21 protein-coding genes, 1 pseudogene and 1 CRISPR repeat array (1 of these 23 only partly in view) are annotated in these 23,030 nt (G+C 73.3%); of the genes and pseudogenes, 14 read left to right on the top strand and 8 right to left on the bottom strand.

Going from position 1 to position 23,030, the window contains the following annotated elements; genetic code table 11:
• Window positions 1-21: 21 nt before the first annotated feature.
• Window positions 22-858, bottom strand: coding sequence for a class I SAM-dependent methyltransferase (locus ACQYWQ_RS13655; protein WP_431034833.1), 837 nt, complete (start codon window positions 856-858; stop codon window positions 22-24).
• Window positions 859-1,195: 337 nt separating this feature from the next.
• Here ACQYWQ_RS13655 and mshA point away from each other — a divergent pair, with 337 nt between their 5' ends.
• The 3 genes from mshA (at window position 1,196) to ACQYWQ_RS13640 (ending at window position 4,604) form a co-directional block, all read left to right on the top strand.
• A complete protein-coding gene (gene mshA, locus ACQYWQ_RS13650; RefSeq protein ID WP_431034832.1) occupies window positions 1,196-2,581 on the top strand; it encodes a D-inositol-3-phosphate glycosyltransferase in 1,386 nt (461 codons plus the stop codon).
• Window positions 2,582-2,600: 19 nt separating this feature from the next.
• Complete coding sequence (locus tag ACQYWQ_RS13645) at window positions 2,601-3,101, top strand: YbjN domain-containing protein (RefSeq protein ID WP_431034830.1); 501 nt, start codon at window positions 2,601-2,603, stop codon at window positions 3,099-3,101.
• Window positions 3,102-3,839: 738 nt separating this feature from the next.
• Window positions 3,840-4,604: a class I SAM-dependent methyltransferase gene (locus tag ACQYWQ_RS13640; protein WP_431034828.1), complete on the top strand. Its 765-nt coding sequence runs from the start codon at window positions 3,840-3,842 to the stop codon at window positions 4,602-4,604.
• On the opposite strand, the gene ACQYWQ_RS13635 is transcribed toward ACQYWQ_RS13640, so the two are convergent.
• On the bottom strand, window positions 4,580-5,890 hold the full coding sequence (locus ACQYWQ_RS13635; RefSeq protein ID WP_431034826.1) for an MDR family MFS transporter: 1,311 nt from the start codon (window positions 5,888-5,890) through the stop codon (window positions 4,580-4,582). The genes ACQYWQ_RS13640 and ACQYWQ_RS13635 overlap by 25 nt on opposite strands.
• A gap of 218 nt (window positions 5,891-6,108) precedes the next feature.
• On the opposite strand from ACQYWQ_RS13635, the gene ACQYWQ_RS13630 reads away from it, so the two are divergent.
• Entirely contained in the window at window positions 6,109-6,867 is a 759-nt protein-coding gene (locus ACQYWQ_RS13630; RefSeq protein ID WP_431034825.1) for a phosphoglyceromutase, read from the top strand.
• 184 nt (window positions 6,868-7,051) lie between these two features.
• Here ACQYWQ_RS13630 and ACQYWQ_RS13625 read toward each other — a convergent pair whose 3' ends face one another.
• Window positions 7,052-7,405, bottom strand: coding sequence for a hypothetical protein (locus ACQYWQ_RS13625; RefSeq protein ID WP_431034823.1), 354 nt, complete (start codon window positions 7,403-7,405; stop codon window positions 7,052-7,054).
• A gap of 521 nt (window positions 7,406-7,926) precedes the next feature.
• Between ACQYWQ_RS13625 and ACQYWQ_RS13620 the strand changes: the two genes are divergently transcribed.
• A complete protein-coding gene (locus ACQYWQ_RS13620) occupies window positions 7,927-9,177 on the top strand; it encodes an FG-GAP repeat domain-containing protein (RefSeq protein WP_431034822.1) in 1,251 nt (416 codons plus the stop codon).
• On the opposite strand, the gene ACQYWQ_RS13615 is transcribed toward ACQYWQ_RS13620, so the two are convergent.
• Window positions 9,166-9,507: a 5-carboxymethyl-2-hydroxymuconate Delta-isomerase gene (locus tag ACQYWQ_RS13615; RefSeq protein WP_431034821.1), complete on the bottom strand. Its 342-nt coding sequence runs from the start codon at window positions 9,505-9,507 to the stop codon at window positions 9,166-9,168. The two genes, ACQYWQ_RS13620 and ACQYWQ_RS13615, sit on opposite strands and share 12 nt — an antisense overlap.
• 129 nt (window positions 9,508-9,636) lie before the next feature.
• On the opposite strand from ACQYWQ_RS13615, the gene ACQYWQ_RS13610 reads away from it, so the two are divergent.
• A complete protein-coding gene (locus ACQYWQ_RS13610; RefSeq protein WP_431034820.1) occupies window positions 9,637-10,635 on the top strand; it encodes an NAD-dependent epimerase/dehydratase family protein in 999 nt (332 codons plus the stop codon).
• Window positions 10,636-10,669: 34 nt separating this feature from the next.
• Here the strand turns inward: ACQYWQ_RS13610 and ACQYWQ_RS13605 are convergent, their stop codons facing one another.
• Together ACQYWQ_RS13605 and phoU are read right to left on the bottom strand one after the other, a co-directional pair.
• Window positions 10,670-10,810: a hypothetical protein gene (locus ACQYWQ_RS13605; protein WP_431034819.1), complete on the bottom strand. Its 141-nt coding sequence runs from the start codon at window positions 10,808-10,810 to the stop codon at window positions 10,670-10,672.
• Between the two features lie 159 nt (window positions 10,811-10,969).
• Entirely contained in the window at window positions 10,970-11,647 is a 678-nt protein-coding gene (gene phoU, locus ACQYWQ_RS13600) for a phosphate signaling complex protein PhoU (protein ID WP_431034818.1), read from the bottom strand.
• A 250-nt stretch (window positions 11,648-11,897) separates the two neighbouring features.
• Here phoU and ACQYWQ_RS13595 point away from each other — a divergent pair, with 250 nt between their 5' ends.
• The gene (locus ACQYWQ_RS13595; RefSeq protein WP_431034817.1) at window positions 11,898-13,337 is read left to right on the top strand and encodes a sensor histidine kinase; all 1,440 of its coding nucleotides are present in this window, start codon (window positions 11,898-11,900) and stop codon (window positions 13,335-13,337) included.
• Window positions 13,334-14,014, top strand: a complete 681-nt coding sequence (locus ACQYWQ_RS13590; RefSeq protein ID WP_029396737.1) for a response regulator transcription factor — start codon at window positions 13,334-13,336, stop codon at window positions 14,012-14,014. Before ACQYWQ_RS13595 ends, ACQYWQ_RS13590 begins: the two co-directional genes overlap by 4 nt.
• A gap of 93 nt (window positions 14,015-14,107) precedes the next feature.
• On the opposite strand, the gene ACQYWQ_RS13585 is transcribed toward ACQYWQ_RS13590, so the two are convergent.
• Window positions 14,108-14,794: a DUF461 domain-containing protein gene (locus ACQYWQ_RS13585; RefSeq protein ID WP_431034816.1), complete on the bottom strand. Its 687-nt coding sequence runs from the start codon at window positions 14,792-14,794 to the stop codon at window positions 14,108-14,110.
• 739 nt (window positions 14,795-15,533) lie between these two features.
• Between ACQYWQ_RS13585 and ACQYWQ_RS13580 the strand changes: the two genes are divergently transcribed.
• The 3 genes from ACQYWQ_RS13580 to ispF all read left to right on the top strand — a co-directional run bounded on the left by ACQYWQ_RS13580 (window position 15,534) and on the right by ispF (window position 17,606).
• A complete protein-coding gene (locus tag ACQYWQ_RS13580; RefSeq protein WP_003953493.1) occupies window positions 15,534-16,016 on the top strand; it encodes a CarD family transcriptional regulator in 483 nt (160 codons plus the stop codon).
• Between the two features lie 335 nt (window positions 16,017-16,351).
• Window positions 16,352-17,137, top strand: a complete 786-nt coding sequence (gene ispD, locus ACQYWQ_RS13575) for a 2-C-methyl-D-erythritol 4-phosphate cytidylyltransferase (protein WP_431034815.1) — start codon at window positions 16,352-16,354, stop codon at window positions 17,135-17,137.
• Entirely contained in the window at window positions 17,127-17,606 is a 480-nt protein-coding gene (gene ispF / locus ACQYWQ_RS13570; protein ID WP_431034813.1) for a 2-C-methyl-D-erythritol 2,4-cyclodiphosphate synthase, read from the top strand. Before ispD ends, ispF begins: the two co-directional genes overlap by 11 nt.
• 348 nt (window positions 17,607-17,954) lie before the next feature.
• Here the strand turns inward: ispF and ACQYWQ_RS13565 are convergent, their stop codons facing one another.
• A complete protein-coding gene (locus ACQYWQ_RS13565; RefSeq protein ID WP_431034811.1) occupies window positions 17,955-18,164 on the bottom strand; it encodes an ATP-binding protein in 210 nt (69 codons plus the stop codon).
• Between the two features lie 439 nt (window positions 18,165-18,603).
• Between ACQYWQ_RS13565 and ACQYWQ_RS13560 the strand changes: the two are divergent.
• The 3 genes and pseudogenes from ACQYWQ_RS13560 to ACQYWQ_RS13550 form a co-directional block, all read left to right on the top strand.
• Window positions 18,604-18,663, top strand: a pseudogene (locus ACQYWQ_RS13560) (hypothetical protein); the annotation flags it as partial.
• Window positions 18,664-19,134: 471 nt separating this feature from the next.
• Window positions 19,135-19,467, top strand: coding sequence for a hypothetical protein (locus ACQYWQ_RS13555; protein ID WP_431039414.1), 333 nt, complete (start codon window positions 19,135-19,137; stop codon window positions 19,465-19,467).
• A 349-nt stretch (window positions 19,468-19,816) separates the two neighbouring features.
• Complete coding sequence (locus tag ACQYWQ_RS13550) at window positions 19,817-20,416, top strand: HD domain-containing protein (RefSeq protein WP_431034809.1); 600 nt, start codon at window positions 19,817-19,819, stop codon at window positions 20,414-20,416.
• A gap of 80 nt (window positions 20,417-20,496) precedes the next feature.
• Window positions 20,497-23,030: direct repeats of the CRISPR family, unit length 29 nt; unit sequence CTGCTCCCCGCGCGTGCGGGGATGGACCC; it runs 241 nt beyond the window's last position.

The raw sequence follows: 23,030 nt of genomic DNA, 5'->3' as shown, positions 1-23,030 counted from the left end.
CGACCGGGATCTGCCGTCCCGTCAGGCGATCGTTCCCGCGCGCCGCGCCGCTCGCCCCCTGGGCGCCACCGCCTCCCACTCCACCGTCAGCTCCCCCTCCCGCCACGTCTCCTGGCGTCCCACCAGTGGCCACCCCGCGGCGCGCAGCGTCCGCGCCGTCTCGGTCCAGCGCTGCCGGGCGCCGTAGGCCGCGTACGGGGCGGCCGTCGCCCAGGCGCGGTCGGCGTCGCGGAGGAAGGCGTGGACGGGCTCGCCGGGCACGTTGCGGTGGATGAGGGCCTTCGGAAGGCGTTCGGCGAGGTCGGAGGGGCGGTCCAGGCTCGCGAGGCGGGCCGCGAAGGTGACCGTACGGGGGCCCTCGGGGCCGAGCGCGACCCACACGTGGCGGCGCCCGATCTCGTCGCACGTCCCCTCGACGAGCAGCCCGTCGGGCGCGAGTCGCGCGCACATCCGCTCCCACACGTCGGCGACCTCGTCCTCGGCGTACTGCCGCAGCACGTTCGCCGCGCGGATCAGGAGCGGCCGCCCGCCCCCGGGGAGCGGCACCTCGAAGCCGCCGTGCAGGAAGTCGAGCCCTTCGCGCCGGTACGGGGCGGCCGCCGCCACGCGCGCGGGCTCGATCTCGACCCCGTACACGCGCACCCCGGGGGCCGCGGCGCGCAGCCGCCCGAGCAGTTCGACCGCCGTCCACGGCGCCGCCCCGTAGCCGAGGTCGACCGCGACGGGCGAGGCGGCGCGGCGCAGCGCGGGGCCGTGCGTGCGGGCGATCCAGCGGTCCATGCGCCGCAGCCGGTTCGGGTTGGTCGTCCCGCGCGTCACCGTCCCCACCGGGCGGGCGGGGGAGGGGCGCGGATTCATGGGTACGAGGGTACGGGCGCGCGGGGAAGGCGGGAGCGGGCAAAGGTGCCCGGATGATCACTGTCCGTCAGGGTTGATCACCGAGTGGTCAGGGTTAAGTAAAGAAACGGCCGCTCTCGCGACGGCGGAAATGGACTCCCCGCCTCCGGTGTTCCCGCTTCAGGGCCGTTCTCCGCCCGTACCGCGTGGGACGCGCGGGCCGGACCGGAGCACGGGCCCGCAGGGCGGCCCCTACGGCGTGGGGTCACGCCCCGCTCCCGTACGTACCAGGCGTACGCGTACGAAGACGTACGGCGAAGACCCGCAGCCGACCGCACGCCGCAAGGAGGACCGCCCCGTGAGCCAGTACGTGTCGAGGCTCGGGCTCCGGCCGACCGCTCCCGGCGGGAGGGCCGGCGCCGGCCGGCTCGCCGCGCAGGCCGGCCGCCTGCGTCTGCCGGGCCCCGGCCGCAGGGCCCCGCGCCGCGTCGCCATGCTCAGCGTGCACACCTCGCCCCTGCACCAGCCGGGGACGGGCGACGCGGGCGGCATGAACGTGTACATCGTCGAGCTGGCTCGTCGCCTCGCCGCGCACGACATCGAGGTGGAGATCTTCACGCGCGCCACCGAGGGCGGCCTCGACCCGTGCGTCGAGCTGACCCCGGGTGTCCTCGTGCGGCACGTCGACGCGGGTCCGTACGAGGGCCTCAACAAGGAGGACCTGCCCGCGCAGCTGTGCGCCTTCACGCACGGCGTCATGAGCGCCTGGGCCGGGCACCGCCCCGGCTACTACGACCTCGTGCACTCGCACTACTGGCTGTCCGGGCACGTCGGCTGGCTCGCCGCCGAGCGCTGGGGCGTCCCGCTCGTGCACGCCATGCACACGATGGCCAAGGTCAAGAACGCGGCGCTCGCCGAGGGCGACACGCCGGAGCCCGCCGCGCGCGTCATCGGCGAGACGCAGGTCGTCGAGGCCGCCGACCGCCTCATCGCGAACACGGAGGAGGAGGCGGAGGAACTGGTCAGGTACTACGCCGCCGACCCCGCGCGTATCGCGGTCGTGCACCCCGGCGTCAACCTCGACCGCTTCTGCCCGCACGACGGCCGCGCCGCGGCGCGCGCCCGCCTCGGCCTCCCGCAGGACGCCCTCATCCCGCTCTTCGCCGGCCGTATCCAGCCGCTCAAGGCCCCCGACGTCCTCCTCCGCGCCGTCGCCCACCTCCTCGCCGAGCGACCGGAGTTGCGCCGCAGGCTTCTCGTCCCCGTCGTCGGCGGGCCGTCGGGCAGCGGGCTCGCGAAGCCCGAGCGGCTCCAGAAGCTCGCCGCGCGGCTCGGCATCAGCGACGTCGTACGTTTTCAGCCACCTGTGGGGCAGGAGCAGCTCGCCGACTGGTTCCGCGCCGCCTCCGTCCTCGTCATGCCCTCGTACAGCGAGTCCTTCGGGCTCGTCGCGATCGAGGCGCAGGCGGCGGGTACGCCGGTGATCGCGGCCTCGGTCGGCGGGCTCCCGGTGGCGGTACGGGACGGGGTGACCGGTTTCCTCGTACAGGGCCACGACCCCGCCGACTACGCGGCGCGCCTCGCCCGCTTCGTGGACGCGCCGGAGCTGACCGCGCGTATGGGCGAGGCGGCGGCGCGGCACGCGCTGTCCTTCGGCTGGGACACGGCGGCGTCCGCGACGGCGGACGTCTACGCCGCCGCCGTGCAGGAACGGAGGCGTCGCGTACGCTCGCAGCACGTCTGACCTGGGAGGCAGGAGCACCATGACCGCAACGGAGAGCCCCGACGCCGTCCTGACCGCCTTCCTGGAGGAAGCGGAACTCGACTGGGAGAGCCCCGAGCCGGGCAACTACGTGGTCAAGCTCCCCGGGACCCGCAAGCTGTCGACGACGCTCTCGCTCCTGGTCGGGAAGCACACCCTCTCGCTGCAAGCCTTCGTCGTGCGCCACCCCGACGCCAACGAGCCCGCCGTCCACCGCTGGCTTTTGGAGCACAACCTCAAGCTCTACGGCGTGAGTTACGCGATCGACCACCTCGGCGACATCTACCTCACGGGCCGCCTCCCGCTCTCCGCCGTCACCCCCGAGGAACTCGACCGCCTCCTCGGCTCCGTGCTCGAAGCGGCTGACGGCAGCTTCAACACGCTCCTCGAACTCGGCTTCGCCGACGCGATCCGCAAGGAGTACGCGTGGCGCGTGTCGAGGGGCGAGTCGACGCGCAACCTGGACGCGTTCGGGAGGGTGACGGGGGAAGGGAAGAGCTGACGTCCGGAACTCCCGCGCCCGGCCGCCCGTTGTGGCCCGTCGGGGGGCCTTTCACCCCTTAGGGGAAGCGTTCGAGCGCCCCCTAAGGGTTTCCCCTGACAAACCCCGAGGCCCGGTCGAACGGATTCCCTAGGGGACGGGTGGCCCCCCTACGGGGCCCAACGCGCGAACCCGCACGCGGAGTTCCCCGCCGTTCGCCGCACCCCCTGCCCCATCCCCCCGCCCGTCTCCTTGCGGAAAGCGGCACGCGGAGTTCCCCGCCGTTCGCCGCACCCCCTGCCCCATCCCCCGCCCGTCTCCCCGCGGAAAGCCGCACGCGGACTTCCCCACCATCCGCCGCTTTCCCCACCCCGCCACCCCCGCATCCCCACGCCCGCCACCCCCGCGTCTCCGCGCCCGCCACCCCCGCGTCCCCGCGCCCGCCATCCCCGCGTCCCCACGCCCGCCACCCCCGCATCCCCGCGCTCGTCTCCCCGCAGAATGCCCCCTTGCCGGGCACTCGCCCCCGCTCCCGCGCGAGTTGACCCCGCCACCGGTCTCCCGGGTCCGCCGCCCCCGCGTCCGTACGACACAGGGCGACGTACGCCCGCGAGCGGCAGCGCCCCCGCTCCGCTCCCCGCGCGCGAAAGCCCCCACCCACCTAAGCTCACCGCACCCCCCGCACCCCCCCCGCAACAGTCCTCCTCCCTCCCCCCTCCTCCCCTCCCCCTCCTCCCCCTCCCGAAGGGTCCTGCCGTCGTGCGTCATATCCGTACCACCGAAGACGTCCTCGCCCTCCTCGACGACCTCTTCCCTCCCGCCGCCGACCGCTGGAGCGAGGACGGTTCCGCCTGGTGGGACGCCTTCTACGGCGATGCGGGCCGGGAGGTCCCGTTCCGCGACGCCGGTCCGGACGAGCACCTCGCCGCGTACCTCGCCGCCGGTCGTCTCGGCGGCCCGGGCCGCGCGCTCGACCTCGGCTGCGGTACGGGGCGCAACGCCGCCCACCTCGCGGCGCAGGGCTGGGAGGTGGACGCCGTGGACCTCTCCGCGACCGCCCTCGCCACGGCCCGTACCCGTGTCCCCGGCACGGTCCGCCTGCACCACGGCGACGCCTTCACGCTGCCCGCCCTGACCGGCCCCTACGACCTCGTCCACGACGGCGGCTGCTTCCACCACCTGCCCCCGCACCGCCGCCTGAGCCATCTCGCGCTCCTCGCCCGCGTCCTCAGGCCCGGCGGCCACCTCACCCTCACGTGCTTCGCGAGCGGCCGCCCCGGCTCCGGCTCCGCGCTCCCCGACACGGCCTTCTACCGGGGCGAGCACGCGGGCTCCCTGCACGGCGGGCTCGCCTACCCCGCCGACGCGCTCCGCGACATCTTCGCGACCGCCCCCGCCTCCCTCACCTGCGAGGAGCTGCGCCCGATGCGCGTCCCCGCCCCGGACGACGGCCTGTTCGGCATGGACTGCCTGTGGGCGGGGCTGTTCACACGGGGCGATCAGCCGACGTTCAGCCCCTCCTGAGGGTCCCCGCTGTCGACGACCTGGGGAGCCCGGGGAGCGGGGGCCGGGGCGGCGCCCCGCGGGTCCGCCCCGGACGCGTCCGTGCCCTTCGCCGTACGCAGCACCACCGCGTACCCCGCCCCCGCCACCGTCCCCAGCACCGCGCAGGAGCCCCACAGCCACCCGGCACCCAGGTGGTCGATCATCGCGCCCGCCATGAGCGGGGCGACCAGCGCCGCCGCCGACCACGACAGCCCGTACACGCCCTGGTAGCGGCCGCGCCCCCGCACCGGCGAGAGCTGCACGACCAGGCCCGTCTGGGTCGGCGCGTTGACCATCTCCGCGAGCGTCCACACCGTGATCGTCATGAGCAGCACGGCCATCGAGTCCGCGAACGCGGTCAGCCCGAGCCCGTACCCGGCGAGGAGCGAGGAGATCACGAGCAGCCGCCCGGGGGAACGGTGCTGGATGAAGCGGGTCAGCGGGATCTGGAGGACGACGATGAGGACGCCGTTGAGGGCGATCGCGCTGCCGTAGTCGGCGGGCGAGAACCCGGCGCGGCCCATCGTGATCGGCAGCCCGACCGAGGCCTCCTGGAAGACGAGCGCGACGAGGAACGACAGCCCGACGACCGCCATGAACCGCCCGTCCCGCGCGACCGTCCGCAGCCCCACCTCGTCCTCGCGCGGGCCCTTCGTCACGGGGCGTTCGGGGCGGGTCTCGGGGAGCTTGAGGAAGACGACGACCGCACAGGCCATCGTGAGCGCCGCGTCCCCGAGGAACCCGGCGAGATAGCTGTACTCGGCGACGAAACCGGCGAGGACGGAGGAGACGGCGAAACCGAGGTTGATCGCCCAGTAGTTGAGCGCGAAGGCGCGGACGCGGTCCTCGGGCGGTACGAGGTCGGCGAGCATCGCCTGCACGGCGGGGCGCGCCGCGCTGTTGACGAAGCCGACGACGGCGGCGACGCACGCGATCGCGACCGGGTGCGTGACGAAGCCGAGCACCGCGACGGACAGCGCGGTGGCCGCCTGCGCCGTGAACATCGTGGGCCGCCGCCCCCACCGGTCCGTGAGCACCCCGCCGACGAGCGAGGCCAGCACGCCGCCGAGCCCGAAGAGAGCCGCGACGAGACCCGCGTACGAGGCGGAGTAGCCGCGCTCGACGGTCAGGTAGATCGCCATGAAGGTGTAGACGAAACCGCCGAGCCGGTTGATGAGCGTGCTCGTCCACAGCCACCAGAAGGCGCGCGGAAGCCCCGACACGCTCTCGTGCAGGGCGCTGCGCACCCGCGCGACGGACGACATGGGACCCCCAGGGAACGGTGCTGCGGTAAGCGGCCGAACGGCCAGCGACACCTTACGAAGGAGGGCCGTTGCCGAGCCACTGGATTGACGCCGCCCGTCAATCGTCGCGGGCGGCGGGAAGACCCCTCGCACGAGCCGCCCCGCGCCCGTACGAGCGTGCCGTTCCAGGCTCCGGGCAGGCGCGGCACGGCTCGTACCCGTGGATTACGCTCGGGAGCATGGCCGACGCACCGTACAAGCTGATCCTCCTCCGCCACGGCGAGAGCGAGTGGAACGCGACGAACCAGTTCACCGGGTGGGTGGACGTCAACCTGACCGAGAAGGGCGAGAAGGAGGCCCTGCGTGGTGGTGAGCTGCTGAAGGACTCCGGGCTGCTGCCCGACGTGGTCCACACCTCGCTCCTCAAGCGCGCGATCCGCACCGCGCAGATCGGCCTGGAGGCCGCCGAGCGCCACTGGATTCCGGTCCGCCGCTCCTGGCGCCTCAACGAGCGGCACTACGGTGCGCTCCAGGGCAAGGACAAGGCGCAGACGCTCGCCGAGTTCGGCGAGGAGCAGTTCATGCAGTGGCGCCGCTCCTACGACGTGCCGCCGCCCCCGCTCGCCGCCGACGCCGAGTACTCGCAGGCGCACGACGCGCGGTACCAGACGATCCCCTCGGACGCCCGCCCCGACACGGAGTGCCTGAAGGACGTCGTCGTCCGCATGCTCCCGTACTGGTACGACGCGATCGTCCCCGACCTCCAGGCGGGCCACACGGTCCTCGTCGCCGCCCACGGCAACAGCCTCCGCGCCCTGGTCAAGCACCTCGACCAGATCTCCGACGAGGACATCGCGGGCCTCAACATCCCCACCGGCATCCCCCTCGCCTACGACCTCGACGCCGACTTCCAGCCGGTCAAGAGGGGCGGCACCTACCTCGACCCCGAGGCGGCCAAGGCCAGCATCGAAGCGGTCAAGAACCAGGGCCGCAAGTAGCCCCGGCTTTTTCGTGGCCCCTGCTGACGCCCTGCGCGCGGCGGGGGCCACGCTTTTCGCTGCGTGACGGGCGGGGTGCGTGCAGGAAGCCCCGACCCGGTCGGCCTTCTCTGCCACGGGCCCGGCCCGAGGGGAGGCGGAGGCGGGCGGTTGAGGCAGGGGGGAGGCCGGCGCGTCCGGCTCCTCAAAGAGTCGGGTGTGTCTCGCGGAGGAGTTCCGACAGCCCGGTCCCCAATGCCGCGAGCGTGCGCGGCGATTGCCATGCCGCCTCCGCGTCGAGACATGCCCAGGCCCTGACGGCGGGCGGCGAAAGACGCGACTCGATCCGCCGCGCCAGAACATCTGCGGCTGGAGGCAGAAACGGGTGTGGTGGAAGCCGGTCGAGGAGGTCTTCCCAGCCGAGACGGGTGCGCTGGTAGCGGTCGTGGACGATCTCCGGGGGCGGATGCGCTCGGCGCCGCGTGATGCTCTGGAGCAGCAGGGTGAAGTTGTCGAGGGTGGTGTCGTTCGGGCGCGGTGAGAACGGAGCCTCACTCATGGTCGGTACTCCTGGCCAGGTGCGCGGCCACACACTTGCCCGCGCCGTCCGGGAGAGCGGACCAGGTCAGGACTGCGCCCAGTCCCCTGATCAGCAACAGCCCCGGCCGGACTCCGACTCCGGATGTGTTCGCGGCGCTGGGGCGAAGTCTCGGCTGCCGTCGCGGACTTCGACGAGCAGGCCGTCGTCTGCGCCCACCTCCATCCGTAGCACGAGGGGCCGTCGCTGCTCCCCTCCCGTCGACGTGTGACGTACCGCGTTGGCCACCAGTTCTGTCGTGATCAGGAGGGCCGCGTCCAGACCGCCCTCCCAGCCCCACCGGTGCAGCAGAGGTTTCACCGTGTTTCTGGCTTCCGGGGCTGAGATCTCTGCCGGACGGAACTCACCTCCGCCTTCGTCACGTACTGGCAGTCCACGCCCGACCTCGCGCTGTACTGGTAGGACCCGCGGCCTCGTCCCGGTCCGGCAACAGCCTCGCCACCGGTGCCCTTCCGCGCCCCGGCCCATGTTGAGGTGGAGTCATGGAACGCTCCCGGATCGCCCTCGCCCTCACCGGTGTCGTCGTGCTCGGCGCCGTCGGCACCGCCTCCGCCAACGACGGGATCGCGCGGACCGTCGACGCGAGCGCGTGCCGCGCGGACGCGAGACAGCCGCTGCGGGAGCCCGATGTCGACGGGGACGGGCGGGGGGATCTCGTCCTGGAGACCGGCGGGGACGGGCGGACCGGGGTCGAGGTGGGGCGGATACGGGTGCGGTACGGGGGGAAGGACGCCCGTACCGCCTATCTCCGGCAGGAGGACTTCGGCCTGCACGGGCAGCAGGAGCCGGTCGGCGGCTCCGCGACGAACGTCCCCGCCGTCGCCGACCTCGACGGGGACGGCGCCGCCGACATCGTGACCGGCGAGCTGCCCGCCGTCCGCTGGGGCGGCCCGCACGCCGCTCCCCCCACCCGCCTCGACTTTCCCTACACGGCGGACGCCGAGGTCGAACGCCCGCCCGTGACAGGGGACTTCGACGGCGACGGCCACCCGGACCTCGCTTCGCTCCGCAGCGAAGGGAACCGCGCCGAACTCCTCGTGCTGCACGGCCCGTTCACGCGCGAGGGCCGCCCGGCCCGTACGGAGGTACGGCGGACCCCCGCCGAAGCCCGCCCCGGCCTCGCGCTCCTCGCCGCCGAGGCGACGGGCGACCGCGCCGACGACCTCCTCGTGTACGAGCCGGGCGCCCACGCGACCCCGTACCTGCTCCCCGGCGGACGCCACGGCTTCGCCGCGCGGCCCCTCCCGCTCCCGCAGGGCGACGCCCTCGCCGTCGGCGACTACGACGGCGACGGCATCCCCGACGTCGCGATCGGCGACAGCGGCGTGCCCGACGACGACGGCGAGTCGCCCGTGGCCGACCGGCGCGGACGCGTCCTCGTCGTGTACGGGAGCGATCGCGCCCACCCCGTCGTCCTGGAGGGCGGCGCCCCGCGCGGCGGCTTCGGGCTCGGCGTGCTCACCGTCGACCTCGACGGCGACGGCTGCGACGACCTCGCCGTGCGCACCGCGCCCGACCGCTGGCTGGAGACCGACACGCTCACCGTGCTGCACGGCGGCTCGGCGCACGGCCTCGGCTCCGCGCCGTGGCGGCGGATCGGGGGCAGCCCCGTCCTCGCGGAGCGGGCGGTGGAGGCGGGTGACGGGCGGCAGGAACTGCTCGTGACGGAGGGCGACGGGGACGGCGGGAGCGGGAAGCGGCGGCTCGTGGGCCTGCGGGGCTCAGCCTCGTAGGCGGTACGAGTCCGGCAGGTCGCGCACCTCGACGGACGTCACGACGTGCGGCCCGTCCGCCGTGTACCGGCCGAGGAGCGCGAGCACCGCGTCCGACAGGCGCGCCTTCTGCGCGGGCGTGCGGTTCGGCAGCAGCGCGACCGTCACGTGCACGTACGGGTGCTCCTCGCCGGAGACGAAGGTGAGCGGCGCCGGGCGGAAGAAGATCTTGCCGACCCCGGCGGAGTGCGATTCCGCGACGACGAGCGGGTCCAGTTCCTTCGCGAAGGCACGCCGGTCGAAGAGGGTGTCGTCGAGCCGTTCCGTGTAGTCGACGGTGATGTGTGGCATGAACGGCTCCGCTCCGGCTCGCCCCGGTCGTGGCTCGATGGGCGTTGCACCCATTTTCGCGCGGGGGTGGGGGGCGGGGGCACGGGGGCGTGGTGACGCCGGTCACGCCCCGCCGTAGGCTCGGCCGCCATGAGAGCACTGGTGCTGGGCGGGACGGCTTTCGTGGGGCGGGCGATCGTGGACGCGCTCCTGCGGGACGGGGCCGACGTGACGCTCTTCGGGCGCGGCAGGACGGGCCCGGAGCTCTTCCCCGGGGTGCGCAGGCTCGTCGGGGACAGGGACACGGGGGACTACGCGGCGCTCACGGCGGCCGCGCGGGAGCGGCCCTTCGACGCGGTCGTGGACGTGAGCGGGTACGTGGCGCGGCAGGTGAGGGGGGCGCTCGCCGCGCTGGAGGGACACGAGGGGCGGTACGTCTTCGTCTCCACGCAGGCCGTGTACGCGGGCCCGGGCTCCGGCGAGGACACCCCGCGCAAGGCGCCCCGGCCCGATGTCGACGACGTCGCACTGCTCGACAACAGCACGTACGGGCCCGCGAAAGTGGCCTGCGAGGACGAGGTGACCGCGCGCTTCGGCGAGCGCGCCACGGTCGTACGCCCCGGGCAGGTCACGGGCCCGTACGACACGTCCGACGCCTTCCTGTACTGGCTGCGGCGCGCCGGGCGCGGCGGCCCGGTGGCGGTGCCCGCCGATCCCGCGCAGCCCGTGCAACTCCTCGACGCGCGCGACCTCGGGCGCCTCGTCGCGGCGCTCGTGCGGGCGGACCTGGGCGGCGCCTTCAACGCGGTCGGGCCCGCCGAGCCGCTCACGCTCGCGGGACTGCTCGCGGTGTGCGCGCGGGTGGCGGGCACGCGGGCACGGCTCGTGCCCGTACGGGACGAGCCCGGGTACTTCCCGCTCGTACGCGAGGACTGGGCGAGCCAGCGGCGCGATGCCGCGCGGGCGCGGGCCGCCGGGCTCACCGCGACACCGTTCGCCGAGACGGTCGCCGCGGTACGCGAGTGGGACGCCGCCCGCGGGCGGCCCGCGCCGGAGGCGGGGCTCGGGTACACGGCGCGACGGGAGGCGGAACTCCTCGCGGAGGCGGAACTCCTCGCGGAGAGGGGGGAGCCCCCGCGAGGCGCGTGACCTCGCGGGGGCGGGCGGCGGTCCGCCGGGCGGCTCAGCCGGTGCAGCCCCCGCACTGGCACGGCGCCCCCGACTGGCACCCGCAACCGCAGCCGGAGCCGCAGCCGCAGGCGCCGAGGAGGGGGAGGCGGGTGCCTTCGGCGGGGGTGGGTGTTTCGTCGGGTGTCTCGGGCATGGGTCCTCCTCGGTCGCGGGCGTACCTCGTATCCAGGGGACCGGGGGAGGGGCGGGGGCGTCAACGGCGTACGGGGAGCAGGGCGGCGCGGGCGCGTACCCCCGTGCGCCCTTGCGATCCGGCCCCGCCCGGGGTCCGGACGTCAGGCCGCCGGGGGCGTCACGCCGGTTCGACGGGCCCCGCCGCCTGGATGTCGTCCGCGTGCTCCCCCGTCACCAGGTACACGACCCGCTTCGCCACGGACACCGCGTGGTCGGCGAAGCGCTCGTAGTAGCGGCCGAGGAGCGTCACGTCCACCGCCGTCTCGATGCCGTGCTTCCACCGCTCGTCGATGAGGTGCTGGAAGAGGGTGCGGTGCAGGAGGTCCATCTCGTCGTCGTCCTGCTCCAGCTGGAGGGCGAGGTCGATGTCCTTCGTGATGATGACCTCCGCCGCCTTCGCCATGAGCCGCTGGGCGAGCTGTCCCATCTCCAGGAGGGTCGCCTGGAGATCGCGCGGCACGGGCGACTCGGGGTAGCGCAGCCTGGCCTGCTTGGCGACGTGCTGGGCGAGGTCGCCCGAGCGCTCCAGGTCCGCGCTCATCCGCAGGCTCGTGACGACGACCCGCAGGTCCGTCGCGACGGGCTGCTGCCTGGCGAGCAGCTCGATCGCCTTCGCCTCCAGGTCGTGCTGCAGCTCGTCCACGCGCGCGTCGGCCGCGATGACGTTCTCGGCGAGCTGGAGATCGGCGTCCAGCATCGCCGTCGTGGCCCGGCCGATCGCCGAGCCGACGAGCCGGGCCATCTCGACCAGGTCGTCGCTGATCGAGTCGAGTTCCTCGTGGTACGCGTCGCGCATGGCGTTCCTCACTCCAAGACGGAGAAGTTCAAGACCTTCAGGACCGAAAAGAGGGCCGGACGGGAGTCTGCCCGCCGCCGGACGGGGGAGTCCTCCCGCGCCCACGCCGCCACGGTCCGTCCCGTACGCGACGGAATCCGGCCGCCCAAGTGAACCGCCACCGTCACCAAGGTGAACTCTGGGCGACGAGTGTTCGAGGTGACCCCCGAACGACTGGGAGGTACCCGACGCGCCGACCTACCCTTGCGGCATGGACGTGAACGCGGCGGTGGCCGCAGCCGCCGCTCTCGCCGGGCTCTGCACCGGCGTGATCGCCGCGCTCGCCTTCCGCTGGAGCGAGCGCGAACTCAAGCGCCCGACCAGGACTTCTCTGCACACCGACGCGGTACTGCCGCCCGGCGTCGACACGGTCCTGTCGGTCCTCTCGTCCTCCGCCGTCGTGCTCGACGAGGAGGACAACGTCGTCAAGGCCAGCTCGGCCGCGTACGCGCTCGGTCTCGTACGGGGCGGCCGCCTCGCCGTCGAGCCGATGCTCAAGCTGGCCCGCGAGACCCGCCGCGACGGCGAGATACGCCAGACCGAACTGGACCTCCCGCGCCGTACCGGCCGCGGCGGACCGCTCGCGGTCTCCGCGCGCGTCGCCCCGCTCGGCTCCCGGCTCGTCCTCCTCCTCGTGGAGGACCTGACCCGCGCCCGCCGCATCGAGGCGGTACGGCGCGACTTCGTCGCGAACGTGAGCCACGAGCTGAAGACCCCCGTCGGCGCGCTCTCGCTCCTCTCCGAGGCCGTCATGGACGCCTCGGACGACCCCGAGGCCGTCGAACGCTTCGCGGGGCGCATGCAGAAGGAGGCGACGCGCCTGACGACGCTCGTGCAGGAACTGATCGACCTCTCGCGCGTGCAGAACGACGACCCGCTGGAGGACGCGGAGCCCGTGCTCGTACGGGACCTCGTCGCGGAGGCCGTCGACCGCTGCCGCCAGACCGCGGGCACGAAGCACATCACGATCGTGCCCGGCGGGATGGGCGAGGACCTGTCCGTGTGGGGCAACAGGGGCCAGCTCGCCGCCGCGCTCGGCAACCTCGTCGAGAACGCCGTGAACTACAGCCCCGAGCACACCCGCGTCGGCATCGCCGCGCGCCGCGCCCCCGCGGGCGGCGGCGACCTCGTCGAGATCGCCGTCACGGACCAGGGCATCGGGATCTCCGAGAAGGACCGCGAGCGCGTCTTCGAACGCTTCTACCGCGTCGACCCCGCCCGCTCCCGCATGACGGGCGGGACCGGCATCGGTCTCGCGATCGTCAAGCACGTCGCCGCCTCGCACGGCGGCGAGGTCACGGTCTGGAGCACGGAGGGCGAGGGCTCGACCTTCACCCTCCGGCTGCCCGAGGCCGGTACCGCGCGCACCTTCGGCAGCCCGGGCGACACCTCGCGCACCACCCCCCGCTCCGCCCACGGCGCCACGCGCGCCGCGTCCCGCCGCACCCAGCGCGGCGGCACCGGCGGCGGCACGGGCCAGGGCGAGGCGCCCCGTACCAACGGGACCGCGCCCCGTACCCGTACCACCGCCCCCGACGACCCCAGGCCGCGCGCGTCCCGTACCCGCGCCGCATCACCCTCTTCTCCCACCGGTACGTCCGACGAGACCGCTTCGTTCGAACCCCTTCCCGCCCCGGAGGTCCTTCCGTGACCCGAGTGCTCGTCGTTGAGGACGAGGAATCCTTCAGCGACGCCCTTTCCTACATGCTCCGCAAGGAGGGCTTCGAGGTGGCGATCGCCGCCACCGGGCCCGACGGCCTCGACGAGTTCGAGCGCAACGGAGCCGATCTGGTCCTCCTCGACCTCATGCTCCCCGGCCTGCCGGGGACCGAGGTCTGCCGCCAGCTGCGCGGCCGTTCCAATGTCCCCGTGATCATGGTGACCGCGAAGGACAGCGAGATCGACAAGGTCGTCGGCCTGGAGATAGGGGCCGACGACTACGTGACGAAGCCCTTCTCCTCGCGCGAGCTGGTCGCCCGCATCCGCGCCGTCCTGCGCCGCAGGGGCGAGCCCGAGGAGGTCACGCCGACCGCCCTGGAGGCGGGTCCCGTCCGCATGGACGTGGACCGGCACGTCGTCACGGTGGGCGGCGGCAAGGTCGACCTGCCGCTCAAGGAGTTCGACCTCCTGGAGATGCTGCTGCGCAACGCGGGCCGCGTGCTGACCCGTATGCAGCTCATCGACCGCGTGTGGGGGGCCGACTACGTCGGCGACACGAAGACGCTCGACGTCCACGTCAAGCGCCTGCGCGCCAAGATCGAGCCGGACCCCTCCGCGCCGCGCTACCTGGTCACGGTGCGGGGCCTGGGGTACAAGTTCGAGCCGTAGAGAGTACGTACGGAGAGTAGGTACGGAGAGTACGTACGGAGAAGGGGCCGGTCACCGTGTCGACGGTGGCCGGCCCCTTCTCCGTACCCGGTTCTACTCGGCCGTGTCGCCGCTCGCCGAGGAGGCCGTGTCGCCGCTCGCGGAGGAGGAGGCGTCGGGCGACTCGCTCCCCGTCGCCGCCTCGCCGGTGGCACCCGACTCCGGGGACTCCGAGGAGGACGCGGACGGCGAGCCCGAGGCGGACTCGCTCGCGGACGCGGTGGCGCTCGGCGTCTCGCTCGGGCCCCAGCCCTTGAAGTAGTGGTTCGCGGGGAGGACGTACGCCTGGATCTTGACGGTGCCCGTCTCGCTGAAGCCGAAGGTGACCTGCTCGACGTCGCCGTCCTTGAGGGCCTCGCGGCCGCTGGGCAGCTTCGCCGAGGCGTTGCCGTCGCCGCCGATGACGATCTTGCCGTGCGCGGGCACGGAGAGCGAGCCCGCGCCCTTGGCGGGCTTCAGGTCGGCCTGCTCGCCGCCGACGCTGAGCGAGTCGAGGGTCTGGGCCTTGGCGCTGTTGTTGAAGACGGTCGCGAGGATCGCTGCGGGACCGCTCGCGTCGCGCTCCGGCTGGGTGACGACGGTGACGTTCTGGACCTTGACGTCGCCGACCGATGTGGCGGCGTTGTCCGGCTTGACTTCCAGCGTCTGGGCGTTGTTACCGGCGCCGCAGGCGGCGAGCGTGGCGATCGAGAACGCGAGGGCGGAGGCGGCGAGGGCGCCGCGTCGAAGGCTGCTGCTCACGGCGGCGGCTACTCCTTGAACGAGGGCTTGAAGAGTGCACGGAACGGAACGGGCGGTACGGCGGTACGGGTGCGGACGCCCCGAGCACGTACGGACAGCGGTAAAGCCGCCCTAAACGGGGTGTCAGCGCGCTCAGGTTACCGAGCCGTCTCCGCGCCGCCGCACCCGACCCGCCCTTGGGGGCGGATGGCGCTGCGGCGACCCCCGGTGGGGGTGCGGGGGCGGGCGCGGCGGCGGCGCCCGGCGTTAACAGCCGCCGAATTTCTCTCGTGATTGTCCTGTGATCAGGGAAAACAACCCTTAGTTCAAGACGCCGACGAGGCGGGCCGAGGCCACCGGGGCGGGAGCGAAGATCATATTGCGTGTGCCCCTCACGGACACGATTTTCCGCCACATCGGAAGATCGCCTTCCGGGGTGGCCGGAGTGCCGGCCGGGTAATTCGGGATTTGCTCGAAACGGCTTCCGCCCCCCGAACGGAGTAGCGAAAGACACCGTCGGCGGTGGGGACAAATCGGGACGTATGCCCCCTTGGAGGGGTCTCGTGATGCGTGTAACTTACGCGTTTCCCTTTGTGCGGACAGCCGCTCCGACCTGCGAATACCTGCTCCGGGAAGCCTCCGGATGCACGTTTCCGGCACCCTTGTCAAGCCCTGAGATATGCCCTGACCTGCGAAAACGCCATCCAAAGGGCGGCGTTCTCGTGTTACCCTGGATAGCCACGGAAGGGGTACCTGTCACATGACGTTCAAGGTTGGCGACACCGTGGTCTATCCCCATCACGGGGCCGCGCTGATCGAGGCAATCGAAACTCGCCAGATCAAAGGTGTGGACAAGACCTACTTGGTGCTCAAGGTCGCCCAGGGCGACTTGACGGTGCGTGTACCGGCGGACAATGCGGAGTTCGTGGGTGTGCGCGATGTGGTCGGTCAGGATGGACTGGACCGGGTCTTCGAGGTGCTGCGCGCGCCTTACGCCGAGGAGCCCACGAACTGGTCCCGTCGTTACAAGGCGAACCTGGAGAAGCTCGCCTCCGGCGATGTCATCAAGGTCGCGGAGGTGGTCCGCGACCTGTGGCGCCGGGAGCGCGAGCGCGGTCTCTCCGCCGGCGAGAAGCGCATGCTCGCCAAGGCCCGCCAGATCCTCGTGAGCGAACTCGCGCTCGCCGAGAACACCAACGAGGACAAGGCCGAGGCGCTGCTCGACGAGGTACTCGCCTCCTGAGCCGCGGCCACTGAGTTGTTGGCCTGGACACCTGTGCCGTGGTGCCCGTGGACCCCCGCCGGGGTGCCGGGCACCACGGCATACGTGTCTGTGGGGCATACGCCCTTGGCGCCGCGCCCTGCCGGGGTCGCGCGCCGTGTCTCCCCCCTCGTACCCCTCCCCGCGTGACATACGGCACGCTGTTGCCGTGCGTCGGCTTCGCGCCCGGGATGACCTGACCGGTACGTCACGGAAGGGACCGGTCTGGGCGCATCGCCCGGCACGGTGTGGGCCTACCCACCCCGCCCGCGCACACAAACCTGTCTCCCGTATGCCCTGAGAGCCGAACGGAAGCGATGACTGAGCAAGCCAGCCCGGCCCCGGACGCCGCGGCCCCGCCGTCCCCCACCGTCCCGGTCCGTACCGCCGCCGTGATCCCCGCCGCGGGGCGCGGGGTACGTCTCGGCCCCGGCGCCCCGAAGGCGCTGCGCGCGCTGAGCGGCACGCCGATGCTCGTGCACGCGGTGCGCGCGATGGCCCGCAGCAGGGCGGTGACGCTCGTCGTCGTCGTCGCACCCGCCGACGAGGTCGCCGCCGTAGGCGCCCTGCTCCAGGACCACGCGCTCCCCGAGCGCACGGACTTCCGCGTGGTGGCGGGCGGCGGGACGCGCCAGGAATCGGTACGGGCCGGACTCGACGCCCTGCCCGACGACGTCACCACCGTCCTGGTGCACGACGCGGCGCGCCCGCTCGTCCCCGCGGACACCGTGGACGCGGTCATCGAGGCGGTGCACGCGGGAGCTCCCGCCGTGGTCCCCGCGCTTCCCCTCGCCGACACGGTGAAGGAAGTGGACCCCCGCCCGGCCGGTGAACCCGAACCGGTCGTCGCGACCCCCGTCCGCGCCCGCCTGCGCGCGGTCCAGACCCCGCAGGGCTTCGACCGCGCGGCCCTGCGCCGCGCGCACGAGGAGGTCGCGGTCTCGGGCGAGGGCGCGACGGACGACGCGGGCATGTGCGAGGCGCTGGGGCTGCCGGTCGTGGTCGTCCCCGGCCACGCGGAGGCGTTCAAGGTGACACGGCCGCTGGACCTGGTCCTGGCGGAGGCGGTACTGGCCCGGAGGAGGGCGAACGATGCGTTCTGAGATCCCCCGCGTCGGCATCGGCACGGATGTCCACGCCTTCGAGGCGGGCCGCGAGCTGTGGTGCGCGGGCCTGCTCTGGGAGGGCGACGGACTCGCGGGCCACTCGGACGGCGACGTGGCGGCCCACGCCGCCTGCGACGCCCTCTTCTCGGCGGCGGGCATCGGCGACCTCGGCGCCCACTTCGGCACGGACCGCCCCGAGTGGGCCGGAGCGGCGGGCGTGCGACTCCTCGGCGAGGCGGCCCGCCTGGTCCGCGAGGCGGGCTTCGCGATCGGCAACGTCTCGATCCAGGTGATCGGCGTCCGCCCGAAGATCGGCAAGCGGAGGGCCGAGGCCCAACGCGTCCTGTCGGAGGCCGTGGGGGCACCCGTATCGGTCTCGGGCACGACGACGGACGGCCTGGGCCTCACGGGGCGGGCCGAGGGACTGGCGGGACTGGCGACGGCGGTGGTGTGGCAGGTGGGGTGAGGGGCGCGGGGGCGCTCCGGCGAAGGGGGGGCCGCCTTCGCCGGGAGCGGCGCGTGCCGGGCCCCGCGTGCGCGGGGATGAGCCGGTGCGCGTCCTGGCGGCCTGGCTGACGTGAGTGCGCCCCGCCCCTGCGGGGAGGGGGCGGCCGGACATACGCGTGTGCGTACGCGTCCGCGACGGGCCGGGTGCGTCCCGGGCGGATCGGTTGGCCCCGTCGGTTCCTCCACGGACAGCGGTTCCGGACGTTCGCCCGCACCGCCACGTCCGAACGGACCCGGCGTGCCGCCTCGACGGAGGACCCGGCCGTCGCCCGGTCCTCCTGGGCGAGGCCGTGGCAGCGTGCCCGGCTCACCGGCGGCCCTCCCGGTCCAGCTCGGCCCACACGTGCTTGCCCGGCGGCGTGGGCGTAGTGCCCGTCGAACATGCGAGTACGTCGACGAGGAAGAGGCCGCGCCCGGACTCGTCGCAGGGGTGGGGCGCCGACCGGAACGGGACCTCGGCACTCTCGTCCGTGACGGCGACCCGTACGTGCGTGGCGCTCAGCCGGTCCACCGTCACGCGGATCTCCTCGCCCCGCGTGTGGAGTACCGCGTTCGTCGCCGGCTCCGAGACGACAGCGTCGCGTCGTCCGCGAGCCGTGAGAGCCCCCACACAGCGAGCGCCGGCGCCACGAGGCGTCGCGCCTGCCCGGGGGCCGCTGCGGCACGGGGGAGCGTCTCGCCGTACGAAGGCAATCCGGCCGTGGCCGCCTCGGCACACGACTCCTTCTCCGGGCTGGACTCCTGGGCGTGGCTCATCACCGAAGTGCCCTCCTTGCGTGCTCGGTTGAGGTGTGCACGACGGTGGAGATCCCGTACCGGCACAAAAAGTGACTGCCAGTACCGGTGTCCGGCCGTGAACGGAGGCGTGGCGGGCGGGAAGCCGTGGGAAACCCGTACGCGGGGTACGAGCCGGGGCGCGCCGTCGGTCGGGGATCGTCTCCGGGCACGTCCTGCGGATGATCCGGGAACAGAACGGCCGCACGAGGGACGAGCCGGCGGAACTGCTGGAGGTCTCGGTCGACACCGTCGCAGGATGGGAAAGCGGCCGACGCCCGCTCACCTCCGTGCCGGTCGCGCATCTGCTGGGGCTCCGGCACCGGATGCCCCTTTGGCAGCATGGTGCTCCGAAGGGAACTCGTCGAACTGCTGGCCTGGCCGCTCGGCGGGCCCGCCCCGGAAGCGCTGAGCGGTTCGCCCGCTCCCGTCAAAGCCCGGCGGGGCCCCGTCCCGGCTTCTCCCGAGCTGTCCACCACGGAGCGGTCACTCTTCTTGCTGCGGATGCGCGAGACAGCCGAACGGGCGCGAGGGCCACGGGGGTTCCTGCTCCGTCGGCAAGCCCTGTACCTGTCCGGCTACGACAGGCGGCGGACACCGGCGCCTGGCTCGCCGGGCAGGGGTGCGCGGAACGGCCGGGGGACTGGCTCGGCCTGTGGCTCAACGGCCGCTCGCTCGCCACGGGCGGCGCGCGGCACGGGGACCGGGACCGTATGACGTACTTCATCGACACCGCGCTCGCCGATGACCGGGGAGAGGCGGCGAACCTCAACTACGGGGCGTACTGGATCGGTGAGACGCGGACGACCGAACTGTCCGACGACTTCATCGCCTCGCCGGTCCCCCTGGCTGGTCCGGAGAAAGACTGCTCCGGCATCTGTCTCAGGGATTCGTGCCCCGGCACGTCCACATGGACCTCAACGTCCACAGCGTGTGGACGTTGCTGCGGGCGCGCCCTGATCTGCTCCGCAGCGGGGCGGCAGGACGAGTCCTGGGCCACAGGATCGCGGTACTGCTGGACGACGATGATCTTCCGGCGCGGGTGAAACGGGATCTGGCGGGGAGCGTGTACGCGATGGGGCTCGCGGCAGGCTGAGGGGGACGGCGAAGGGCGGTGGAACGGCAGCGGGACTCCCGCGTGTGCGGGTATGGTCCGGTCTGCTTCTCGGGCTGGGCGGCGATCCGGCCGTACTGTCATGCCTGTTCCCCCGCGCCCGAGGGGGTGGGGCCTTAAGTGAAGTGACGCATTCGCGGTCACGGCCGCCGCTCCCCGCGCGTGCGGGGATGAGCCCGGCGCTCGCGCTGCCTTCGGGAGGAGGCGAGGACGGAGCCCCCCTGCGCGGGGGCGGTCCCGCCGAGCCGGATTTCCTTCGAGGGGCGCTGTGCGCCGGGGCCATGACTCCGAGAGGAACCGAAGTGCCCCCTGAAGACCTCACGCCCCTCGCGCATCTCGCCTTCGAGGCCGGGACACTGAAGCACGCCCGCCGTACTGGCTGGTGGATGGCGGGGGTGCGTGACCCCGAGTCCGTGGCCGAGCACTCGTGGCGTACGGCGTTGCTCGCCTCCGTGCTCGCCGGTATGGAAGGGGCCGATCCGGCGCGGGCCGCGTTGCTCGCCGTATGGCATGACTCGCAGGAGTCGCGGACCGGGGACGTCAACCACCTCGGCCGGAAGTACGCGGAACGGGCCGATCCACAGGCCGTTACGGCGGACCAGGTGGCGGGGCTGCCGGAGGCGGTGGCCGCGACGGTGCGGGGTGTGGTGGCGGAGTTCGAGGGGCAGGATTCGGCGGAGGCGGTGTGCGCCAGGGACGCCGACAAGCTGGAGTGCCTTGTGCAGGGGGTCGAGTACCGGGCGCGGGGGTACGTGGACGCGCAGCGTTGGATCGACAACTCGTACGGGCGGCTCACGACACCGTCCGGGCGCGCGCTCGCCGATGCGGTGTTGCGGACCGGGACGCTGGAGTGGTTGCGGGAGGCACTGGGGGAGAGATGAGGCAAAAGTCGCAATCGCCGGAGTCGCCACTTCTTGCAGTAGAGCCAAGGGGCGATGGGTAAACGGGCTGGTCACGGAGCCTGCTCCCCGCGCGTGCGGGGATGGACCCTGGGATCACCGCGCCCGCGTCGCCATCTACCCCTGCTCCCCGCGCGTGCGGGGATGGACCGCCCGCCCTCACCCCCAGCGCGCCAGCGTGGGGCTGCTCCCCGCGCGTGCGGGGATGGACCCCCAGGGAACTGACGCCGTGGGCGTCTCCCCTGCTGCTCCCCGCGCGTGCGGGGATGGACCCCTGGCGTCGATCTGGGTGGCGGAGCTGGGCCGCTGCTCCCCGCGCGTGCGGGGATGGACCCACCCCCCATCACCGCATCGCCGACACCGACCACTGCTCCCCGCGCGTGCGGGGATGGACCCGAGGGGGACATCGAGTTCGGCCAAGAGCGCGACTGCTCCCCGCGCGTGCGGGGATGGACCTTCCTCCAGGCCCTCGGTGTCGACGTAGAAGATCTGCTCCCCGCGCGTGCGGGGATGGACCCTGCGGCGTGAAGACCGCCAACTCGACGGCGCGCTGCTCCCCGCGCGTGCGGGGATGGACCCTCAACGGTCCGGTCGATCTTGCGGACCGCCGGCTGCTCCCCGCGCGTGCGGGGATGGACCCGCGATGATGCTCGCGTCGACGCCGACCGGGAACTGCTCCCCGCGCGTGCGGGGATGGACCCCATATGACCCCGTACAGCCACGCGTCGATGGTCTGCTCCCCGCGCGTGCGGGGATGGACCCAGGGCGCGAGCGAGGACGCACTCCGGCAGATCCTGCTCCCCGCGCGTGCGGGGATGGACCCCTGGGTCGCGCACATCGAGCGATAGACAGGCGCTGCTCCCCGCGCGTGCGGGGATGGACCCCTCACCGGCCGGGGGCAGCTCGGGAAGTCGACCTGCTCCCCGCGCGTGCGGGGATGGACCCCAGAAATCCACGTACAAGCGCCTCACGGCCTACTGCTCCCCGCGCGTGCGGGGATGGACCCCACCTTGTAGTCACTCCCCCGCCCCCCCCAGCCTGCTCCCCGCGCGTGCGGGGATGGACCCGCCGAGGGCATCCAGCAGTGGGCGACGAAGCTCTGCTCCCCGCGCGTGCGGGGATGGACCCGAGTAGTGCGCGTAGACGAAAGTGTGATCAGGCTGCTCCCCGCGCGTGCGGGGATGGACCCTCGCGGGCGGGCTCGGGACGGCGGGTGAAGAACTGCTCCCCGCGCGTGCGGGGATGGACCCCACGAGCTGTCTCCAGGCTCTCCGGGCCTGTCCTGCTCCCCGCGCGTGCGGGGATGGACCCGTAGATCTCCGCACGCATTGCGGTGGCTATCTCTGCTCCCCGCGCGTGCGGGGATGGACCCGTAGATCTCCGCACGCATTGCGGTGGCTATCTCTGCTCCCCGCGCGTGCGGGGATGGACCCTCGGGGAGCTGGGAGTTCGTCAAGGTACTCCACTGCTCCCCGCGCGTGCGGGGATGGACCCGCCGATTCACGTGCACTCGTGCGCGCTGCCGGCTGCTCCCCGCGCGTGCGGGGATGGACCCTTCGCGACGCGCGCCGAGCTGCGTGCGTGGGCCTGCTCCCCGCGCGTGCGGGGATGGACCCGCCCCGCCCGCGTGCGGGGCTTCGCCATGTCTGCTGCTCCCCGCGCGTGCGGGGATGGACCCTTCAACATGCGCACCGCCGTGTTGCCGACCGGCTGCTCCCCGCGCGTGCGGGGATGGACCCACCTTCGCGCACGGCCAGGTCGGCGAGTTCATCTGCTCCCCGCGCGTGCGGGGATGGACCCCGGCCCGGCAGGGGACCGAGCAGGAGTCGAAGCTGCTCCCCGCGCGTGCGGGGATGGACCTGAGCCCCGGCTCCCCCTTGAGGGTCGGAAGGGCTGCTCCCCGCGCGTGCGGGGATGGACCCGTCGACATCTGGGGCGTGCCCACCTCGATGAGCTGCTCCCCGCGCGTGCGGGGATGGACCCATCCAGATCACCCCACCCGCACCCGAGAGCGACTGCTCCCCGCGCGTGCGGGGATGGACTCTTCGGGGACATTGCGCAGGCCGCCGTCCTTGACTGCTCCCCGCGCGTGCGGGGATGGACCCCCGCCTGCGGGCGAGTGCCGCCAGTGCTGGTACTGCTCCCCGCGCGTGCGGGGATGGACCCCTCTCTCCCATCGAAGTTCCCCCGCTTCGTCCCTGCTCCCCGCGCGTGCGGGGATGGACCCCGGCTGATCTGGCACCGGCTGGAGCGCGACGACTGCTCCCCGCGCGTGCGGGGATGGACCCTCGAAGGTCTCGCACGAGCGGTCCACACGGACCTGCTCCCCGCGCGTGCGGGGATGGACCCCCCTTCACCATCCAGGACGCCATCGAAGCCGACTGCTCCCCGCGCGTGCGGGGATGGACCCACGACGCTTCGGGCGCTGCCCGCCACCGAGCACTGCTCCCCGCGCGTGCGGGGATGGACCCTGGGCGGGGCATCCCGGGGCGAGGAGCGCGCGCTGCTCCCCGCGCGTGCGGGGATGGACCCCACCCGCCCGCGCCCACGGCCTGGAGCTGGAGCTGCTCCCCGCGCGTGCGGGGATGGACCCTTC

This window comes from Streptomyces sp. P6-2-1, assembly GCF_050613165.1.
In the GTDB taxonomy this organism is placed as follows: domain Bacteria; phylum Actinomycetota; class Actinomycetes; order Streptomycetales; family Streptomycetaceae; genus Streptomyces.
The sequence above is the reverse complement of the archived record's forward strand: the minus strand, read 5'-3'. Positions and strand labels throughout refer to the sequence as shown.

What these genes read in the sequence shown, in the direction of transcription:
- ACQYWQ_RS13605 (WP_431034819.1), bottom strand. Translation starts at nt 10,810, where the DNA reads ATGCCCGAGACACCCGACGAAACACCCACCCCCGCCGAAGGCACCCGC.
- ACQYWQ_RS13555 (WP_431039414.1), top strand. Translation starts at nt 19,135, where the DNA reads ATGACGTACTTCATCGACACCGCGCTCGCCGATGACCGGGGAGAGGCG.
- ACQYWQ_RS13580 (WP_003953493.1), top strand. Translation starts at nt 15,534, where the DNA reads ATGACGTTCAAGGTTGGCGACACCGTGGTCTATCCCCATCACGGGGCC.
- ACQYWQ_RS13610 (WP_431034820.1), top strand. Translation starts at nt 9,637, where the DNA reads ATGAGAGCACTGGTGCTGGGCGGGACGGCTTTCGTGGGGCGGGCGATC.
- ACQYWQ_RS13615 (WP_431034821.1), bottom strand. Translation starts at nt 9,507, where the DNA reads ATGCCACACATCACCGTCGACTACACGGAACGGCTCGACGACACCCTC.
- ACQYWQ_RS13655 (WP_431034833.1), bottom strand. Translation starts at nt 858, where the DNA reads ATGAATCCGCGCCCCTCCCCCGCCCGCCCGGTGGGGACGGTGACGCGC.
- ACQYWQ_RS13620 (WP_431034822.1), top strand. Translation starts at nt 7,927, where the DNA reads ATGGAACGCTCCCGGATCGCCCTCGCCCTCACCGGTGTCGTCGTGCTC.
- ispD (WP_431034815.1), top strand. Translation starts at nt 16,352, where the DNA reads ATGACTGAGCAAGCCAGCCCGGCCCCGGACGCCGCGGCCCCGCCGTCC.
- ACQYWQ_RS13630 (WP_431034825.1), top strand. Translation starts at nt 6,109, where the DNA reads ATGGCCGACGCACCGTACAAGCTGATCCTCCTCCGCCACGGCGAGAGC.
- ACQYWQ_RS13635 (WP_431034826.1), bottom strand. Translation starts at nt 5,890, where the DNA reads ATGTCGTCCGTCGCGCGGGTGCGCAGCGCCCTGCACGAGAGCGTGTCG.
- phoU (WP_431034818.1), bottom strand. Translation starts at nt 11,647, where the DNA reads ATGCGCGACGCGTACCACGAGGAACTCGACTCGATCAGCGACGACCTG.
- ACQYWQ_RS13550 (WP_431034809.1), top strand. Translation starts at nt 19,817, where the DNA reads ATGACTCCGAGAGGAACCGAAGTGCCCCCTGAAGACCTCACGCCCCTC.
- ACQYWQ_RS13625 (WP_431034823.1), bottom strand. Translation starts at nt 7,405, where the DNA reads ATGAGTGAGGCTCCGTTCTCACCGCGCCCGAACGACACCACCCTCGAC.
- ACQYWQ_RS13595 (WP_431034817.1), top strand. Translation starts at nt 11,898, where the DNA reads ATGGACGTGAACGCGGCGGTGGCCGCAGCCGCCGCTCTCGCCGGGCTC.
- ACQYWQ_RS13645 (WP_431034830.1), top strand. Translation starts at nt 2,601, where the DNA reads ATGACCGCAACGGAGAGCCCCGACGCCGTCCTGACCGCCTTCCTGGAG.
- ispF (WP_431034813.1), top strand. Translation starts at nt 17,127, where the DNA reads ATGCGTTCTGAGATCCCCCGCGTCGGCATCGGCACGGATGTCCACGCC.